Source organism: Mycolicibacterium nivoides (genome assembly GCF_003855255.1).
Lineage (GTDB): Bacteria > Actinomycetota > Actinomycetes > Mycobacteriales > Mycobacteriaceae > Mycobacterium > Mycobacterium nivoides.
The window spans coordinates 4,099,147-4,117,328 of sequence record NZ_CP034072.1 but is presented as its reverse complement, the minus strand read 5'-3'; the positions used below and the strand labels follow the sequence as shown (position 1 = coordinate 4,117,328).

The 18,182-nt window shown below is 67.4% G+C and carries 15 protein-coding genes; 8 read left to right on the top strand and 7 right to left on the bottom strand.

The features are described 5' to 3' along the window. A complete protein-coding gene (locus tag EH231_RS20075) occupies positions 1–1,764 on the bottom strand; it encodes a hypothetical protein (RefSeq protein ID WP_124713157.1) in 1,764 nt (587 codons plus the stop codon). Between the two features lie 56 nt (positions 1,765–1,820). Here EH231_RS20075 and EH231_RS20070 point away from each other — a divergent pair, with 56 nt between their 5' ends. From EH231_RS20070 to EH231_RS20060, 3 genes are read left to right on the top strand one after another with little or no spacing between them, the layout of a single operon-like run. After that, positions 1,821–2,762: a GDP-mannose 4,6-dehydratase gene (locus EH231_RS20070; RefSeq protein ID WP_170856358.1), complete on the top strand. Its 942-nt coding sequence runs from the start codon at positions 1,821–1,823 to the stop codon at positions 2,760–2,762. A gap of 39 nt (positions 2,763–2,801) precedes the next feature. After that, positions 2,802–4,583 carry an N-acyl-D-amino-acid deacylase family protein gene (locus EH231_RS20065; protein WP_124713156.1) on the top strand — a complete coding sequence of 594 codons (1,782 nt, stop codon included), beginning with the start codon at positions 2,802–2,804 and terminating at the stop codon, positions 4,581–4,583. 1 nt (position 4,584) lies between these two features. Continuing rightward, positions 4,585–5,166 (top strand): TetR/AcrR family transcriptional regulator, encoded by a 582-nt coding sequence (locus EH231_RS20060; protein WP_090430371.1) that lies wholly within the window; start codon positions 4,585–4,587, stop codon positions 5,164–5,166. Here the strand turns inward: EH231_RS20060 and EH231_RS20055 are convergent. Genes EH231_RS20055 through EH231_RS20035 form a run of 5 tightly spaced genes read right to left on the bottom strand, consistent with a single transcriptional unit; the run spans position 5,163 to position 12,725 of the window. After that, the gene (locus EH231_RS20055; protein WP_124713155.1) at positions 5,163–5,504 is read right to left on the bottom strand and encodes a DUF2304 domain-containing protein; all 342 of its coding nucleotides are present in this window, start codon (positions 5,502–5,504) and stop codon (positions 5,163–5,165) included. The genes EH231_RS20060 and EH231_RS20055 overlap by 4 nt on opposite strands. Beyond that, positions 5,501–6,187 (bottom strand): polyprenyl-phospho-N-acetylgalactosaminyl synthase PpgS, encoded by a 687-nt coding sequence (locus EH231_RS20050; RefSeq protein WP_124714336.1) that lies wholly within the window; start codon positions 6,185–6,187, stop codon positions 5,501–5,503. Before EH231_RS20050 ends, EH231_RS20055 begins: the two co-directional genes overlap by 4 nt. A gap of 24 nt (positions 6,188–6,211) precedes the next feature. Further along, on the bottom strand, positions 6,212–7,462 hold the full coding sequence (locus tag EH231_RS20045; protein ID WP_124713154.1) for an MATE family efflux transporter: 1,251 nt from the start codon (positions 7,460–7,462) through the stop codon (positions 6,212–6,214). Next, positions 7,459–8,796 carry a M1 family metallopeptidase gene (locus EH231_RS20040; RefSeq protein WP_124713153.1) on the bottom strand — a complete coding sequence of 446 codons (1,338 nt, stop codon included), beginning with the start codon at positions 8,794–8,796 and terminating at the stop codon, positions 7,459–7,461. Before EH231_RS20040 ends, EH231_RS20045 begins: the two co-directional genes overlap by 4 nt. Next, positions 8,793–12,725, bottom strand: a complete 3,933-nt coding sequence (locus EH231_RS20035) for a Pls/PosA family non-ribosomal peptide synthetase (protein ID WP_124713152.1) — start codon at positions 12,723–12,725, stop codon at positions 8,793–8,795. The genes EH231_RS20040 and EH231_RS20035 overlap by 4 nt, the downstream gene beginning before the upstream one ends. A gap of 237 nt (positions 12,726–12,962) precedes the next feature. Here EH231_RS20035 and EH231_RS20030 point away from each other — a divergent pair, with 237 nt between their 5' ends. From EH231_RS20030 to EH231_RS20010, 5 genes are all read left to right on the top strand, one after another. Beyond that, positions 12,963–13,931 carry a TerC family protein gene (locus EH231_RS20030; protein WP_090430839.1) on the top strand — a complete coding sequence of 323 codons (969 nt, stop codon included), beginning with the start codon at positions 12,963–12,965 and terminating at the stop codon, positions 13,929–13,931. Positions 13,932–13,986: 55 nt separating this feature from the next. After that, positions 13,987–14,394 (top strand): hypothetical protein, encoded by a 408-nt coding sequence (locus tag EH231_RS20025; protein WP_090430381.1) that lies wholly within the window; start codon positions 13,987–13,989, stop codon positions 14,392–14,394. Positions 14,395–14,520: 126 nt separating this feature from the next. After that, positions 14,521–15,732 (top strand): PP2C family protein-serine/threonine phosphatase, encoded by a 1,212-nt coding sequence (locus EH231_RS20020; RefSeq protein ID WP_090430383.1) that lies wholly within the window; start codon positions 14,521–14,523, stop codon positions 15,730–15,732. After that, on the top strand, positions 15,729–17,306 hold the full coding sequence (locus tag EH231_RS20015) for a sensor histidine kinase (protein ID WP_090430385.1): 1,578 nt from the start codon (positions 15,729–15,731) through the stop codon (positions 17,304–17,306). Before EH231_RS20020 ends, EH231_RS20015 begins: the two co-directional genes overlap by 4 nt. Then, the gene (locus EH231_RS20010) at positions 17,303–17,746 is read left to right on the top strand and encodes a response regulator (protein ID WP_090430387.1); all 444 of its coding nucleotides are present in this window, start codon (positions 17,303–17,305) and stop codon (positions 17,744–17,746) included. Before EH231_RS20015 ends, EH231_RS20010 begins: the two co-directional genes overlap by 4 nt. Here EH231_RS20010 and EH231_RS20005 read toward each other — a convergent pair. Further along, positions 17,719–18,162, bottom strand: coding sequence for an ATP-binding protein (locus tag EH231_RS20005; protein ID WP_090430389.1), 444 nt, complete (start codon positions 18,160–18,162; stop codon positions 17,719–17,721). The two genes, EH231_RS20010 and EH231_RS20005, sit on opposite strands and share 28 nt — an antisense overlap. Positions 18,163–18,182 lie beyond the last annotated feature (20 nt).

Below are 18,182 nucleotides of genomic sequence, written 5' to 3'. Positions count from 1 at the left end.
CTACCTCGGTGCCAGGAATCCGACGGGTCCGGGGGAGATGCAGACCGACAGGGCGGCGGTGTTGGCCTGCACGGTGATGGACTGCCCTGCGCCTGGCAGGCGGACGAAGACGCGGTTGAGCCCGGGCCGCACCGGCACCTTCACTTCAGGCCCTTCGGCCAGGGCCATGGTCAATGAGCCGTCGCTGTTGGCCAGGTAGTTGATCTCGGTGGTCCAGTCGGCCGGCAGCAGCGGCCCGTCCAACGGCATGACGACGGGCTCGTCGGGCTGCACCAGGAATCCGCATTTGGGCTCCGGACCCTCGACGATGGTGCGCACCCACGTCACTTTCGCGGGAAGCAGCGTCCCGGTACGGTCGAACATCCGCAGATCGGTTGTCGCCGAAGCGAACTCGGGGCGCGGTGAGGCGAGGGCGAACATGTGGCTGGCCAGGTTCTCCGGCGCGGCCACGCGTTGCAGGATCAGCGGATCGACCTCTTGATCCAGCAGCGGAGCGGCCGATGAGGTGGACGCCAGCGACGCTCGGGCATTGTTCAGGTAGGCCGGCACCGGATTGTCCTGCCAGACCTTCAGGAAGGTGGAGGTCGAATACAGGCTGCTTGCCACGAAAAGCACTGCAAGACCGACGCATACGGCAGTGCGCGCCCGCGAGGCCGAAAGATAGGAGGAGAACCGTGAATCCCGGTTCGGCGCACAGAACCCCACGGCAGCCAGCAGCGCCAGCACCACGACCAAATCGGGCAGATAGCGCAGAGTCTGCGCCAGCTCCAACGCCGTGAACCGGGACGAGCGCATCAGATAAATCGGGATCTGGCAGGCCACGGCGTAGCCCAGGGCCACGACCAACACCGGCCAGATGCGGGTCTTGCGGACCAGCACCACCGCCACCGCGACGACCAAGACCGCCCAGCCCAGCACCATCACGGAAACCGGCGGCGTGGCCCACGGGGAGGCCGGCGCCCATCGCTGCCACGACCATGGCCCGCCCACGAGTCCGGGCACGATGCCGTGCGTGAACGAGCGGCTCAGCAGGTCCCAGGTCATGGCCAGGTCGAAGCTCCACCGCTTCTGATCGACGACGACGAGGTAGACCCCGATCCACGCCACGATCAGGGCCAGGGACGCGACCCACAGCCGAAGGCCGCGCTGCCACACCTCACGCACGCTGAAAGTCCCGGTGACGTATCCCAGGAGAGCCACCACCGCGAACGCCACGAAGGGGATCACCGCGGCCTTCTCGAAGAACAGCAGCCCGCCCAGAAGAACCAGCACACCGGTGACGGCGTGCCGCGACGACCCGGTCCGCACCAGCAGTACGGCCTCACCCACCACCCATGCCAGCGCGGCCTGCATCGGCAGTGTGTTCAGCCCCGCCGCCCACCAGGCGAACCCGGGCAATGCCAGCGGGGTGAACAACGCGAACGTCAGCGGCACCAGCAGCACCGGCCGCCAGCCCAGGATCACCCAAAGTGCCCGCAGCAACGCCAGCGAGGCCAGCAGCTGCATCACCACCAGGCTCACCGCGGCCAGCACCCAGGAGAACGGTGCGAGCCGGGTGACGGCCCCCGACACCAGGAACGCGGCGGGCATGACGTGGCCGTCGTGATCGTCGAACAGGAAGGACGGTGACAGCAGATTCTGGGTCCCGGCCCGGCCGATCAGGATCAGATCGTCCCAGTAGAAATAGCCCCCGAAGGCGAGGATCGCCCGGACCACCAGATGCAGCGCGATCAGCGCAGCAGCAGTGCGGGCGACCTTGTTCACTCTTGCCGACTGTACGGACACAGCGGGGCCCTAGTTGCCGTCGGTATGGTGTGGCCGTGCGAACACTGGTGACAGGAGCGGCAGGTTTCATCGGATCGACGCTGGTCGATCGGCTGCTGGCAGACGGGCACAGCGTCGTCGGACTCGACGACCTGAGCTCGGGCCGCATCGACAATCTGCAGAGCGCCGACAGCAACAAGGACTTCGACTTCGTCAAGGCCGACATCGTCGATGCGGATCTGCTGGGCCTGCTCAAGGACACCCAGCCTGAGGTGATCTTCCACCTGGCCGCCCAGATCTCGGTGAAGCGGTCGGTGGACGATCCGCAACTGGACTCGACGGTGAACGTGGTGGGCGTGGTCCGGTTGGCCGAGGCGGCCCGTCAGGCCGGCGTACGCAAGGTGGTGCACACGTCCTCGGGTGGTTCGGTGTACGGCACCCCGCCGTCCTATCCGACGGGCGAGGACACCCCGACCAATCCGGCCTCGCCGTACGCGGCGAGCAAGGTGGCCGGCGAGGTGTACTTCAACATGTTCCGCAATCTGTACAACCTGGATTGCTCGCACATCGCCCCGGCCAATGTCTACGGCCCGCGGCAGGATCCACACGGCGAGGCCGGCGTGGTGGCGATCTTCGCCCAGGCGCTGCTGGCCGGGCGGCCCACCAAGATCTTCGGTGACGGCTCCGATACCCGCGACTACGTGTACGTCGACGACGTGGTCGACGCCTTCGTGAAGGCGTCCGGGCCGGACGGCGGCGGCCAACGGTTCAACGTCGGCACCGGGGTGGAGACCTCGACCCGCGAGATGCACACCGCGATCGCCCTGGCCGTCGGTGTCGCAGACGAACCGGAGATGCACCCGCCGCGACTCGGTGACCTGCGTCGTTCCCAGCTCGACATCCGCCGGGCTCGGGATGTGCTGGGCTGGCGGCCGCAGGTGGATCTGGCCGCGGGTATCCCCAAGACGGTCGAATACTTCCGGAGTAATTCTCGCTAAAAGATTGTGAGTACTCACTTTCTCGTTTAGCGTTGCGTCATGTCCTACGACGTCATCGTTCGCAACGGCCTGTGGTTCGACGGCACCGGCGCCCCGCCTCAGGTCCGCACGCTGGGAATTCGCGACGGGGTAGTGGTCGCGGTGTCGGCCACACCCCTTGATGAGACCGACTGCCCGGATGTCATCAACGCAGGCGGCAAATGGGTGTTGCCCGGCTTCGTCGACGTGCACACCCACTACGACGCCGAGATCCTGCTCGATCCGGGTCTGCGGGAATCGGTGCGGCACGGCGTGACCACCGTCCTGCTCGGCATGTGTTCGTTGTCGACGGTCTACTCCGACACCGAGGACGCTGCCGACCTGTTCAGCCGCGTCGAGGCGGTCCCGCGTCAGTTCGTGCTGGGCGCCCTGCAGCAGCACAAGACCTGGTCGGGTCCGGCCGAATACGTGAAGGTCATCGACGAGCTGCCGCTCGGCCCGAACATCGCGTCGCTGTTGGGGCATTCGGATCTGCGGGCCTCGGTGCTGGGGCTGGACCGGGCCACCACCCGCGGGGTCATGCCGACCGACGCCGAGTTGGAGACCATGGCGGCCAGGCTGGACGAGGCCCTCGAAGCGGGCATGCTCGGCATGTCCGGGATGGACGCGGCGATCGACAAGCTCGACGGGGACCGCTTCCGGTCCCGCGCGCTGCCGTCGACGTTCGCGACCTGGCGTGAGCGCCGGCGTCTGATCAAGGTGCTGCGCAAGCGTGGACGGATGCTGCAGAGCGCGCCGAACGTCGCCAAAATCCATGAGGCGCTGAACTTCTTCCTGGAGAGCAGTGGCCTGTTCGGCCGTCGCCGGGGCGTCCGGATGAGTCTGCTGGTCTCGGCCGACGCGAAGTCCTCGCCCGGTGCGGTGCGGGTGCTGGGGCCGGGCGTCCGACTGCTCAACCGCGTCCTCGGTGCCAATGTGCGTTTCCAGCATCTGCCCGTGCCGTTCGAATTGTATTCGGACGGAATCGATCTCCCGGTGTTCGAAGAGTTCGGTGCGGGTACCGCGGCACTGCACCTCAAGGACCAATTCGAGCGCAACAAGCTGCTGGCAGACCCGGAGTACCGCCGCCGGTTCCGCAAGTCGTTCGACCGCCGCGTGCTCGGACCGACGTTGTGGCACCGCGACTTCCACGACGCCACGATCGTCGAATGCCCGGACAAGACGCTGATCGGCAAGAGCTTCGGTCAGATCGCCGACGAGCGCGGCATCCACCCACTCGACGCGTTCCTCGACGTGCTCGTCGACAACGGTGAGCGCAATGTTCGCTGGACGACCATCGTGGCCAACAACCGTCCCAAGTATCTCGACCGGCTGGCCAAGGACCCGTCGGTGCACATGGGCTTCTCGGATGCCGGTGCGCACCTGCGCAACATGGCGTTCTACAACTACTCGGTGAAGCTGCTGAAGCGGGTGCGCGACGCCCAATTGGCGGGCAAGCCGTTCATGACCACCGAGCACGCCGTCCACCGGCTGACCGCCGAGGTGGCCGACTGGTTCGGCGTCTCGGCCGGCACGCTGCGCGAAGGTGACCGGGCCGACTTCGTGGTGATCGACCCCGCCGGTCTGAACGACACGGTCGAGGCGTATCACGAGGAATCGGTCCCGTTCTACGGCGGGTTGAGCCGCATGGTCAACCGCAGCGACGACGCCGTTGTCGCCACCGCCGTCAACGGCGTGGTGGTGTTCCGCAACGGCGAGTTCCGGGAGGGCTACGGTGTGTCGGTGAAATCAGGGCGCTACCTGCGGGCCGGTGCTGAGCAACTGGACCATACGCCGGTCTGAGATGGCCAGAACCCAGCAGCAGCGCCGCGAGGAAACCGTCGCACGACTACTCGACGCCGCCATCGACACCATCATCGAGGTGGGCTACGCCAAGGCCTCGGCAGCGGTGATCGCCAAGCGGGCCAAGGTTTCCGACGGCGCGCTGTTCCGGCATTTCCCCACCATGAGCGACTTCATGGCGGCCACCGCCCGTGAGGTGGCACGGCGTCAGCTGGAGCTGGGCAGCAAGTTGGGCGCGGACATCGCCGCCGAGCAGCCGCCGTTGCCGGCGCAGTTGAGGATCCTGCGCGACATCGCGGGCAGTGACACCAACACCGTGTGGCACGAGCTGCTCATGGCGGCGCGCACCGACGAAAAGCTGAGGGCCGCACTGCAGACCGTGCTTGCCGAGTACATCGCCAGCATCTACGAAATCGCCAAGGCCGCGCCCGGGATGGATCAGTTCCCCGAGGATGTTTTCGCCGTGATGCTGACCATCGTGATCAACACATTCGACGGGGCAGCCATGGTGCGCCGCGTTCTGCCGATGCCCGAGCTGGAGGACGCCAGGATCGAAATGCTGGCGGCGTTGCTCAGCCGCTAGGTGTCTTCCGGCACTCGCACGTTCTGCAGGGCCACGGACCGGGCCAGCCGGGCGTAGCGCAGCTCGATGTCCTTGAAGCGCAGGTACGTCGACAGCGTGACGAACACGAACGCGATGATGAGCACGTACTCCATGAGGTCCGTACCGCGTTTCACGCCAAGCCAATTCGCGAGGATCGTGGTGTCATCGGGCCGCAGGATGGCGTAGATGCCCGCCGCCACGAACAGCACGAAGCCGACCTTGACCCACGCTTTGGACCGTGCGCTGCGGCGGGATCCCAGCAGGTAGGCCAATAGCGCCAGCACCGAGACGATCAGCAGAGCCTGAATCCAGTTCACCGCGACATCCTCCTGCGCAACAGCCCGTCGAAGACGATGTTGACGCCGTTGAGCAGCGGCTGTCCCTTCGACTTCGAATAGTCGGTGTAGAGAATCTCGACCGGCTCCTCGGCGACCCGCCAATGGTTTTCAGCGGCCAGTGCGATGAATTCGCCGGCATGGCTCATGCCGTTCATGGTCAGGTTGAGTGCGTCGGCGACATTCCTGTTGAACACCCGCAGTCCGTTGTGGGCGTCGGTCAGGCCGAGGCTGCGGCTCTGCGGGCTGAGAAACGCCGCGGCGCGCAGGATGACGCGCTTGAGTGGCGGGACGTGGGTGACCGTGCCGGCGAACCGGGTACCCACCACCAGATCGACATTGTCGGTATCGAGCCGATCGATCATCCGGATCACGTCTTTGACCTGGTGCTGCCCGTCTGCGTCGAAGGTCGCGAACACCCGGGCACCGGGCCGGCTGCGGGCGTACTCCACCCCGGTCTGGATCGCCGCTCCCTGGCCCAGGTTCACCGGATGCGGGACCACGTGAGCGCCGGCGGCGAATGCCAGATCCGCTGTGTCGTCGCGGCTGCCGTCATCGACGCACACCACGTTAGGGAAAACCGAGCGCACGTCAGAGATGACGTCGCCGATGATGCTCGCCTCGTTGAAGGCGGGGATGACGATCCAAACGTCCTGAAAGCGCATGTCGATGGGCACCAAACTACACGGTCATTTGAGGGCCAGCTTCGCCAGCGCGCCCAGGTGAACCGCGATTCCCACCAGCGGTCCGCACAGCAGCGCGATGATGGTGCGCTCCTCCAATCCGAGCGGCAGCAACAGGAGTGCCACCGCGGCGACCGTGGCGATGATCCAGCCCAGCGCGTAGGCCCGGTGCAGGGCGGCAGCGACGGTCGCGGCGCCGGTCAGGGTCAGCATCGCGATGGCGACGGCCGCCGCGGTCAGCCAGGCCAGCAGGGCGCCGCCCGCCCGGTACTCGTCGCCGAATCCCACCCGCAGCAGCCAGGGCCCCAGCAGGCCGGCGGCAGCCACACCCACCGCGCCCAGTGCGGCCACCGCGGCCGCGGGGGCCAGCAGTGCCCGCAGCCGTTTGTCGCGCTGGTCGACGAAGTGCGCGATCAGATTGCCCTGCATCGCGGTGAGCGGCACCAGTAGCGGAGCGCGGGTCAGTGTCACGGCCAGGATCACCACACCGCCGGCCGCACCCAGATCACCCGACGTGGCCTTGAGCAGCACCGGGAAACCCATCACCAGGATCGCGCTGGCGCTGGCCGCGGCGATCGAATGCGCGGCCCCGCGCAGGAACGTCGCGGGATTGCCCGCGGTCAGCAGCCCAGCCGCCAGACGCGCGGCGGGTGCCGCGATCAGCATGATCAGCCAGGCCACCGCCCCGGCCACGGTGGCCCACAGGAACCCCGCCAGCCCCCAGCCGAGCACGAACGTCGCCGCGGCGACGGCCACCCGGATCCCGGCGTCGGTGACCATCAGGGCCCCGTACTCGGTCCAGCGGTTCACCCCGGCGAGCATTCCGAGCAGTGTGGCGTGCAGACAGAATCCGGCCAGCCCGACGCTGAGCAGCACCACGCTCAGGCCCCGTGACTCGACGAACACGTGCGAGCTCCACAGCGGTGAGCTGACCGCGATCACCACGGCCGCGGCGATACCGACCAGCCCGGCGATCCGCATCGGGTGGGTGGTGGGCCCGCCGCTGAGATCCCGGTGCCGAGACGAGCGGACCTCACGGGTGGCCTCCTGCAACAGACCGTTGGCGGCCCCGGTCACCAGGCCGAACGCGCCCCAGAACACGCTGAACACCGAGAAGCCTGCGGGTTCGAGGTCCCGCGCGGCCAGGTACAGCACGGCGTAACCGCACAGCGCGCTGATCGCCGTCGCCAGTCCGACGCGGGCGACGCTGCTGCGCGTGATGGGTCCTGTGGCGGGGGCGCCGCCGGCGTCGGTCACAGGTCCGGCAGCTCTTTGGAATACAGCCAGGCCTGCCACAGCGGTTGTAGCGGCTCGTCGGTGTAGCCGGCGGCCAGCCCGGTGAAGTCGTCGGTGAACGCGGTGCTGTGCCGGTAGCGGGCCGTCCAATCCCTCAGCAGCGCAAAGAAATTCCGGTCACCGATCCGGGTGCGCAGGACGTGCAGGGTCAGCGCGCCGCGCTTGTAGACCCGGTCGTCGAACATGTCCTCCGGCCCGGGATCGGACAGCAGGAGATCCTGGGGCTTGTCGCGCAGCCGCTCGTGATAGTGCTCGGCCCATTCCGCGGCGGTGTGGCCGCCGGCATGCTCGGACCACAGCCATTCCGCGTAGCAGGCGAAACCCTCGTGCAGCCAGATATCGCGCCAGCGTCGCGCCGTCACCGAATTGCCGAACCACTGGTGGGCCAGTTCATGGGCGATGAGCCGTTCGGCGCCGCGGTGCCCGTCGCAGTGGTTGGCCCCGAAGATCGAGATGCCCTGGGCCTCCAGCGGAATCTCGAGATCGTCGTCGGTGACCACCACGGTGTAGCCGCTGGCGAGTGGGTACGGGCCGAACAGCTTGATGAACAACTTCATCATCTGCGGCTGGTGCTCGAAGTCGTGGTCGAACTCGCGGCGCAACCGGGCCGGCAGCACGGCGTGCATCGGCACCGGGGTCTTGGTCAGACGCTGGCTCTCGTACTGGCCGATCTGCAGGGTGATCAGGTAGCTCGACGTCGGTTCGGCCTGCTCGTAGGTCCACACGGTGTGCCCCGCGCGCGCCTTGCGGGAGATCAATTCGCCGTTGGCCAGGGCGTAGTAGGGGCTGTCGGTGCTGATCTGGATCCGGTAGCTCGCCTTCGAGCTGGGATGGTCGTCGCACGGGAACCAGGAAGCCGCCCCGTTGGGCTGGCCGGCCACCAGGGCCCCGTTCGACAGTTCTTCGAAACCGACGTCCCCCCAATAGGACTCGATGGGGCGCGGGGTTCCGTTGTAGCGGACGACGACGGTCATCGCGGCCCCGGCCGGCAATGCCGTGGACAGGGTGATCGACAGCTTCCCGCCCGAACATCGGTACTGGGCCGGGCGGCGGCCGTTCACCGACACCCGCGACACCGCCAGGGCGTCGGACAGGTCGAGGGTGAAGCTGCGCAGCGCGGCCAAGGTCACCGCGGTGATCGTGGCCGTCCCCGCCAGCCGGTTGATCGCCACCTTGTACTCGAGGTCGAGTTCGTAGCGCGACACCCGGTACCCGAAATTGCCGTTGCGCGGCAGATACGGGTCAATAACCGGCGCGGGTGCCAATTTCTTTGCAGCCTTCTTCGATCGGGTCACGCGGCGGGGTCTTCTGTCTTCTTGGCGGACTTTTCGGCGGCCTTGTCGGCCGCACGCTTCTTGCCGAACATGTTCCACGGCGCGATCGGGTTGCCCTGCCAGCGAGTCGACGGCGGCACCTCGTCACCGCGCATCACCAGCGAACCCGGGCCGACCGTGGCGCCGGCACCCAGCCGGGCCGCGGGCAGCGCCACGCAGTGCGGCCCCAGCGTCGAACCCTCTTCGAGCACAACGCTGTCCAACCGCATGATGCGATCGTGGAACAGGTGCGTCTGCACGACGCAGCCGCGGTTGACGGTGGCGGCGGTGTCCAGCGCCACCAGGTCGGCTTCGGGCAGCCAGTAGGTTTCGCACCACACGCCGCGGCCGATCGAGGCGCCCAGTCCGCGCAGCCACAGGTTCATCACCGGGGTGCCACTGGCGGCCCGGGCGAACCAGGGTGCGGCGACGGTTTCGACGAAGGTGTCCGACACCTCGTTGCGCCACACGAACGACGACCACAGCGGATGTTCGACCGCGCGAATCCGGCCGACCACCAACCACTTTGCGATCACCGCGATGGTTCCGGCCACCAGCCCGGCGACCAGCAGCACGACACCTCCGGACAGTGCGGCCCACAGGAAGCCGAACCGGATCGTCACCGCCTGTATCGCGCCCAGCACGGCGACGCCGATCGCGAAGGTGACGATCACCGGGATCAACCGGCAGGTCTCGACTGCCGAGCGCATGATCTTGAGCCGGAGCGACGGATGGAACGTGCGCAGCGCATCGGCGGCGGTGGCGTTGCGGCGCAACCGAACCGGTGGGCTGCCCAGCCACGACGAGCCGGCTTTGGCCTTGTGCGGCGTGGCCGACAGCACCGCCACCAAACCGTCGTCGGGCACCTTGCGGCCCGGCTGGGTGATGCCCGAGTTGCCGAGGAAGGCGCGTTTGCCGATGGTGGCCTTGGCGACGTGGATCCAGCCGCCGCCCAGTTCGTAGGACGCCACCATGGTGTCGTCGGCCAGGAACGCGCCGTCCTGCACCTCGGTGAACTTGGGGGTGAACAGGGCGGTCGAGATCTCGGTGTCCTTACCGACTTTCGCGCCGAGCAGCCGCAGCCACCACGGGGTGAGCAGGCTGGCATAGATCGGGAACAGGTAGTTGCGGGCCGCGTCCATCAGGCGTTCGGTGGTCCACAACTGCCAGCCCACCCGGCTGCGCACAGGGTGATACCCCTCCGAGAGCCGCACCGACAGGATGCGCACCCCGATCACAGTCAGCGCGGCGTAGGTCAGCAGCGCGACGGCCGCCGCGGCCGGGGTCCACGCGAGCGCGGGCAGCAGGGCGTCGGCCGGTGAGGCGGTGTCGTGCACGCCCCAGACGATCACGGCCAGGCCCGCGGCCAGGGCCAGCAGCGGCAGGCCGGCCAGCAGCAGCGAGGACACGCCGTACACCGCGACCCACACCGGGGCGCGCCCCGGCCGGTGGTCGGGCCAGGGGTGGCGGGCCTTGCCGGATTTCACGGCGGGCGAGCCCTTCCAGAACTGACCGTTCTTCACCTTGCCGACCACGGCCGATCCGGGGGCGACGTCGGCGTTCTTGCCGACGCTCGCACCGGGCAGCAGGGTGGTGCGGGCACCGATCGTGGCGTCGTTGCCGATCGACACCGGTCCGACGTGGAACAGGTCGCCGTCGATCCAGTGCCCGGTCAGGTCCACCTCGGGCTCGACGGAGGCGCGGTGGCCGATCTTGAGCATCCCGGTGACCGGCGGGGCCGAGTGCATGTCGACGCCCTTGCCGACGCTGTTGCCCAGGGCGCGGGCGTAGTAGACCATCCACGGCGCACCGGCCAGGTTCTCCGCGCCGCTGGCATCGGCCAACCGCTCGGCGATCCAGACCCGCAGGTGGACCAGCCCGCCGCGGCGATAGGTGCCGGGCTCTAGTCCGGTTAGCAGCATCCGGGCGAACAGCACCGCGATGCCCATGCGACCCAGGGGAGTGACGAACAGCAGGAATCCGGCCAACACCCACCACCAGCTGAGCGGATGCGCCCAGGACACGATCCCCGTCTGGGCGGCCACATTGTTCAGCAGCGCCAGCCAGACCACCCACTGCATGGCGGTGAGGGTGGCCAACGGCAGCGACAACGCGACCTGTGCGGCCTGGGTGAGCAGCGGCGTCGGTTTGACCTCGCGGATCTGGATTTGCGGCGGCGGCCTGAGCTCGTCGAGATAGCCGGCCAGTGAGCCGAGCCGAGGATGGTCGTAGAGGTCGGCGACGGTCACCAGCGGGTAGCGCTGGCGCAGCGCCGCGACCAACTGCGCGGCGGACAGTGAACCGCCGCCCAGCGCGATGAAATCGGCCTCCGGCCCTTCGACGGGCGTGCCGAGCACGTCGCGCCACAGCCCGGCCAGCCAGCCCATGGTGCCGTCGAGCTGCGGGGCGTCCTGATCGGCATCTCCCGGCGGCGGCCAGGGCAGTGCGTTGCGGTCCACCTTGCCCGACGTGCGGGTGGGGAGTTCGTCGAGCAGCACCAGCCGGGGCACCAGGGCGGCCGGCAGCGACTCCGACAGTGCGGCCCGGGCGGCGGCCAGGTCGAAATCGGGGTCTGTGCTGGCGATGTAGCCGACCAGCAGCGGGGTGCCGCTGGCGGTCTTGCGTACCGCCGCCGCGCCACCACTCACGCCGGGCAGGTGAACGAGCGCGTTGTCGACCTCGCCGAGTTCGATGCGACGGCCGCCGACCTTGACCTGATCGTCGGCGCGGCCCTGGAAGTAGAGGCCGTCGGCCTCCAGGCGTACCAGGTCGCCGCTGCGGTAGGCGCGGTTCCAGCCCAGCGTCGGCATGGGCGCGTACTTCTCGGCGTCCTTGTCGGGGTCGAGGTAGCGGGCCAGACCCACTCCGCCGATCACGAGTTCGCCGACGTCGCCGATCGCCACCGGCAGGCCGTCTTTGTCCACCACCGCCAGGTCCCAGCCGGCCAGCGGCAGGCCGATGCTGACCGGTCCCTGGCCGTCCAGCTGTGCGGCGCAGGCCACGACGGTCGCCTCTGTGGGGCCGTAGGTGTTCCACACCTCGCGGCCGTCCACCGCGAGCCGGGCCGCCAGCTCGGGCGGGCAGGCCTCGCCTCCGAAGATCAAGAGCCGTACCGCTTCCAGCGCCTCGGCCGGCCACAATGCGGCCAGGGTCGGCACCGTGGAGACGACCGTGATGTCCCGCGAGACGAGCCATGGGCCCAGGTCCATGCCGCTGCGCACCAGTGACCGCGGTGCGGGCACCAGGCAGGCGCCGTGCCGCCAGGCCAGCCACATCTCCTCGCAGGACGCGTCGAAGGCGACCGAAAGTCCGGCCAGTACCCGGTCTCCCGGGCCGATCGGGTTGTCCTGCAGGAACATTCGTGCTTCGGCATCGACGAACGCCGCAGCGCTGCGATGGGTGACGGCCACACCTTTCGGAGTGCCCGTCGATCCCGAGGTGAAGATGATCCAGGCGTCATCGCGCCCCAGCGGCTCGGCGGCTCGCCAGCCCCGCGACGAACCGGGCCCGCGCACCAGGCCGGCCTCGGTGATCACGCCGACCACATTGGCCTCGCCGAACACCAGCTCGGCCCGTTCGTCGGGGTCGTCGGCATCGACCGGGACGTAGGCCGCACCACAGGCCAGCACCGACAGGATCGCCACGTACAGCGCATAGCTGCCCGAGGGCATCCGGATTCCGAGCCGGTCGCCGCGGCCGATTCCACGCGCCGCCAGCCAGGCCACGCTGTCGGCGACGTCGGCGATCAGCTCGGCGTAGGTCAGCTGGACGGCGCCGTCGTCGAGGGCGGGCGCGTCGGGAAAACGCCGGGCCGTGTCGTGCAGGATGTCGACGAGCGTGCGCGGCTCGGGGGCCAGTGGGGATAGCACGTACTGCGGAGGAATCTCGTGCGGACCGGCGGGAGCTGTCACGAGTACAAACTACTAAGCCCCCGCCGCGACGGCCCAGTGGCGCACGGCGGGTCGGCCCGGCGTGCCGGTTCGATTTCGGTTCGTGGGATCCGTCAGGCAGACTGGTCGGCGGAGGGGAGTATTCCTTCGCTGCGATGTCGTCATCACGTCGGTCGTCAATGATCGATCGGTGTCGCGGACCGGTGCGTGTTTCCGGTGGAAGAGACCTCCGGCGTTCTGACGACCGGAGGATTTTTGATGCAGGTAACCCAGCTGGAATGGATTGTCACCCTCGCTGTGACGATCGCCGTTCTGCTGTTCGACGTCATCGTGATCGGGCGGCGCCCACACGAACCCACCACACGTGAGACTGCGACGTACCTGTCGATCTACATCGGCATGGCGGTGGCCTTCGGCGTATGGGTCTGGTACTTCCACGGCAGCCAGTTCGGGCTGGAGTTCTTCGCCGGATGGCTCACCGAATACAGCCTGTCGGTCGACAACCTGTTCATCTTCTTGATCATCATGGCCAGCTTCAAGGTGCCGAGGGTGTATCAACAGCAGGCCCTGCTGGTCGGCATCATCCTGGCGCTGATCTTCCGCGGTGTCTTCATCGCGCTCGGCGCGGTGGCCATCAACCAGTTCTCCTGGGTGTTCTACATCTTCGGCGCATTCCTGGTGTACACCGCGATCAACCTGGTCCGTGACACCGACCACGACGACGACGGCGACAACGGCGTGGTGCGCTTCGCCCGCAAGCACCTGCGCACCACGGACCAGTGGGACGGCCTGAAGCTGTGGGTGCACGAGAACGGCAAGCGGCTGATGACGCCGATGTTCCTGGTGATCGTCGCGCTGGGCACCACCGACCTGCTGTTCGCGCTGGACTCGATCCCGGCGATCTACGGGCTGACCCAGGAGCCCTACCTGGTGTTCACCGCCAACGTGTTCGCCCTGATGGGCCTGCGGCAGCTGTACTTCCTGCTCGGTGACCTGCTCAAGCGGCTGGTGTACCTGTCGCAGGGGCTGGCGTTCATCCTGGCCTTCATCGGCGTCAAGCTGGTGCTGCACGCACTGCACGAGAACGAACTGCCGTTCATCAACGGCGGCGAGCCGGTGCACGTCCCGGAGATCCCGACGCTGGCCAGCCTCGGCGTGATCGTGGTGACGTTGGCCATCACCACCGTCGCGAGTCTGTACAAGACGCGGGTGCGGGACGCGCGTTAGTTCCTTGCATTCCGCCTGAACGTAACTCTGGGCAGGTGCGGTATTTGCACTTAGCGTGGCCGGGGTGCGGATATTCGTGGCGGACGACGAGACCTGGACCGAGCTGACCGACGGCGACGAGCCGACGGCGCGCATCTCTGCGTCCGACCTGGCCCAGGCGCGCCGGATCCGGTCCGGTCTCAAGTCCGAGGACGAGGCCCTCTCCGTGATCCTCGATGTCACCGTCGCGGTGGCCGGGGACTACCGCTCAGCGCGTTGCAGCCTGACGGTCGCCGGACCCGAGGCCGAGGTGCGGTACGTCGGGACTGTTGACGGCCTGACCGGTCTGATCGCCGACATCGAGGCCGCCGAGGTCGCCGACGGCGTCACCCTCATCCCGGCCACGCCGGGCCAGGATGCGCGGGTTCTGGGCGGCGACGTGCTGCGCAGGCTGGAGCTGCGCTCGCAGGCCCGGGCCTCCTGATCTCAAGCCCGTAATTGGTCGACTGCCGGGGAATTGACGCCCGCGTCTAGGTACTCTCGACCACGTCGTCACTAATGCAGAGGTCAGCGCGACCGGGCGGCCTCAGTGAGTGAAGGACGTGATCCCATGCGCGCGGAGCAGCCGTATCCCTCAGCCACACTCGCCGGTCCCGCTCTGGGACGGCGATTGTCTCTGTTGTTGGTCGAGGACGACCGTGGTGACGCACTGCTGGTCGAAGAGCAGATCGCCGATCTGGCCGACACCGCTGACATCGACCTGGCCTGGGTGCAGTCCATGGCGGCCGCCGAACGCGTGTTGGTCGATGACCGCCCCGACTGTGTACTGCTCGACCTGAATCTGCCAGACGCGCAGGGCATTGATGCGCTGCACCGGCTGGGCAGACTGGACCCCGCTATTCCGGTCATCGTGCTCACCGGTCTCAACGACGAGCATTTCGGCGTATCCGCGGTCGCTTCGGGCGCGCAGGACTATCTCGTCAAGGGACGCGTCGATCCGGAGATGCTGCGACGTGCGTTGGTGTACGCCATCGAGCGCAAGCGCGCCGAGCTGACGGCGGTGGACCTGCACGCCAGCCGGCTGCGTGAACGGGAGAATGCTCGCCTCGAGCGCGGCCTGCTGCCCTCGGCGTTGCTCCTGGACGATCCGGGTGTCGAGATCGTCACCAAGTCTCTGCCCAGCCGTCGGGATGCGCTGTTGGGCGGAGACTTCTACGACATCGTGCAGACCCCCGACCGGACCGTGCACGTGATGATGGGCGACGTCGCCGGACACGGCCCCGACGAGGCCGCCCTCGGCGTGGCTTTGCGGATCGGTTGGCGCGCACTCACATTCGCCGGGTTGCGGGGCAACGAGCGGATGCGTCAGCTCGACCGTATCCTGACCACCGAGCGCCACGGACCGGGAATCTTCGCGACCCTGCTCAGCGTGGCGCTCGATCCCGACAGCGGGCAGTACGACGTGGTTCGGGCCGGACATCCGGGTCTGCTGCTACACGGCGGCAATGCCGTGCGATGGATTGAGCCCACCGCGGGCTCCGCGCTCGGGCTGGGGGCCAAGGAGTGGCCCGTCAACCGGCTGGCACTGCCTGAAGGACACGGTCTGGTGCTGCTCACCGACGGATTGTTCGAGGGACACGCGGGCCCCGGCGGCGAACGTCTCGGTGAAGGAGGCCTGCTCGAACTGGCGAACTCGCTGGCGGAGCTGCCCGGACGCGACTTCATCGATGCACTGATCGGCGAGGTCGAATCCCGCGCGCGTCCGCACGGCGGTCTCAGCGATGACATCGCGCTGATCAGAGTGGAGCGTTCACCGGTATGAAACTCACGGTGCAAGGCTGGCAGAACCTGCTGGTGTCGGTGATGTGTGTGATCGTCCTGACCGGTGCGGTCGCCGGTATCGCGCTGGTGAGCCGCACCGACGCCGTATCGCGAGAGCTGATCGCCAACATTCAGCCCGCTCGGGTTGCTGCGTACCAACTGCAGGCCGCCCTGCGGGACCAGGAGACGGCCGTGCGTGGATACGCCATTGCCGCCGACCCTCGGTTCCTGGAGCCCTACGGCGACGGGCAGGGCGCCGAAGCGGCGGCGGCAGCGGACATCCGCGGTTACCTGGCCGGCCACGACGATCTGCTGGCCGATCTGGACTCGATCGAGACGGCGGCGGCGGCATGGCGGGCCAACTATGCAGAGCCGCTCGTCGCCGGCATCCAGGTCGGCCGGCCCACGGTCGTCGACACCCGTTCCGCGGATCGCGGTAAGAGGGAATTCGACGGCCTGCGTGGGCTTTTCGATGTGCAGAACACCAACCTCAGTCAGGCCAGGCAGGCCAGCGTGGATGAGCTGGCCCATGTTCGGGGCTGGCGTGACGGCGTGGTGATCGCGATGATCGCGGCTTTCTTCATCATGGCGGTGTTGTTGACGATGCTGGTGCGCAGTGCCGTCACCCGGCCACTTGCCGCGTTGGCAGCCTCGTGTCGCCGGATCACCGAGGGGAACTTCTCCGAACGCATCATCCCCAAGGGCCCCAAGGATATTCGGGCCATGGCCGCCGACGTCGAGGATATGCGGCAGCGGGTTGTCGATGAACTCGATGCATCGCGGTCTGCCCGGGAAGCCCTCGATCAGCAGGCCGAGGAGTTGCGCAGATCCAATGCCGAACTCGAGCAGTTCGCCTACGTCGCATCGCACGATCTCCAGGAGCCGTTGCGGAAGGTCGCCTCGTTCTGTCAGCTGCTGGAGAAGCGCTACAGCGACAAACTGGACGAGCGGGGACTCGAGTACATCGGCTTCGCCGTCGACGGTGCCAAGCGTATGCAATCACTGATCAACGACCTGCTGACGTTCTCGCGGGTGGGCCGGCTCAACGCCACCCATACCGAGGTGAACCTCGACGAGGCACTCGACAGCGCGTTGAAGAACCTGGCGACGGCGGTCGGGGAGTCGGGCGCCGAGATCGAACGACCGGATGAGCCGTTGCCGCAGATAGACGGTGATCCCACGCTGATGGCCATGCTGTGGCAGAACCTGATCGGCAACGCGGTGAAGTTCCGTCGCGAGGGGGTTGTGCCCCGGATCGTCATCGACTGCCGGCCCGGTACGGGTGAACTGGCAGAGAACTGGGTATTCAGTGTTTCGGACAATGGGATCGGCATCGGCGAGGAGTTCGTGGACAAGGTGTTCGTGATTTTTCAACGCCTGCACGGACGCGACGCCTTCAGCGGCACCGGTATCGGACTCGCGCTGTGCAAGAAGATCGTCGAACACCACGGCGGATCCATCTGGATCGACACGGCATACTCGCCCGGTACCCGGTTCATGTTCACCCTGCCCGAGACACCCACGACCGTGCCCGACGTCGTGCCAAAAGCCCAGTTGGAAGGAACTCCACAGTGACCGCATCGGTCAACCGAGCCATTGACATCCTGTTGGTCGAAGATGACCCCGGTGACGAACTCATCACCCGGGAAGCCTTCGAGCACAACAAGATCAAGAACAACTTGCACGTCGCTCGGGACGGCGAGGAAGGCCTGGACTTTCTCTATCGGCGTGGCGCCTTCGAAGACGCGCCGCGCCCGGATCTGATCCTGCTCGACCTGAACCTGCCGAAATACGACGGCAGGCAGTTGCTGGAGAAGATCAAGTCCGACTCCGAATTGTGTTACATCCCGATCGTGGTGCTGACCACTTCCTCTGCCGAGGAGGACATCCTTCGCAGCTACAAGCTGCACGCGAACGCCTATGTGACCAAACCCGTTGACCTCGACCAGTTCATGAGCGCGGTCCGTCAGATCGACGAGTTCTTTGTTCAGGTGGTGCGGCTTCCGCAGTCCTGATCGATGTGACGCCATTGCAGGCGGACTTCGGTACCTGCGTGGTTCGAGTCGATCATGGCGTGATCGGTGAGCGCGCGCATCAACGGGATCCCCCGCCCGCGGGCCGGGTTCTTCTGGCCGGTCTCATCGATGCGCCAGACGCCCTCGTCGGCGACGGTGACGGTGAGTACCGCGGTGTCCCCGTCGTAATCGGCGCGCACGTGCATCACGCCGGGCGCCTGGGCATTCATGTACGCGAACTCGGCGGCATTGGCCAGCGCCTCGTTCACGGCCAGCACCACATCATTGGCCTTGGTTGGGTCGAGCGTGAAATGCGTGCTCAGCCAACTGGAGAACTCACGGCGTATCTGGGCCGCAGCCTCGGGTGCGGCCGTCACATCCTTGGCGAACTGAGCTGACTGGCCTGCGTGTGTCATGTCGACCTAATGGCTACCCC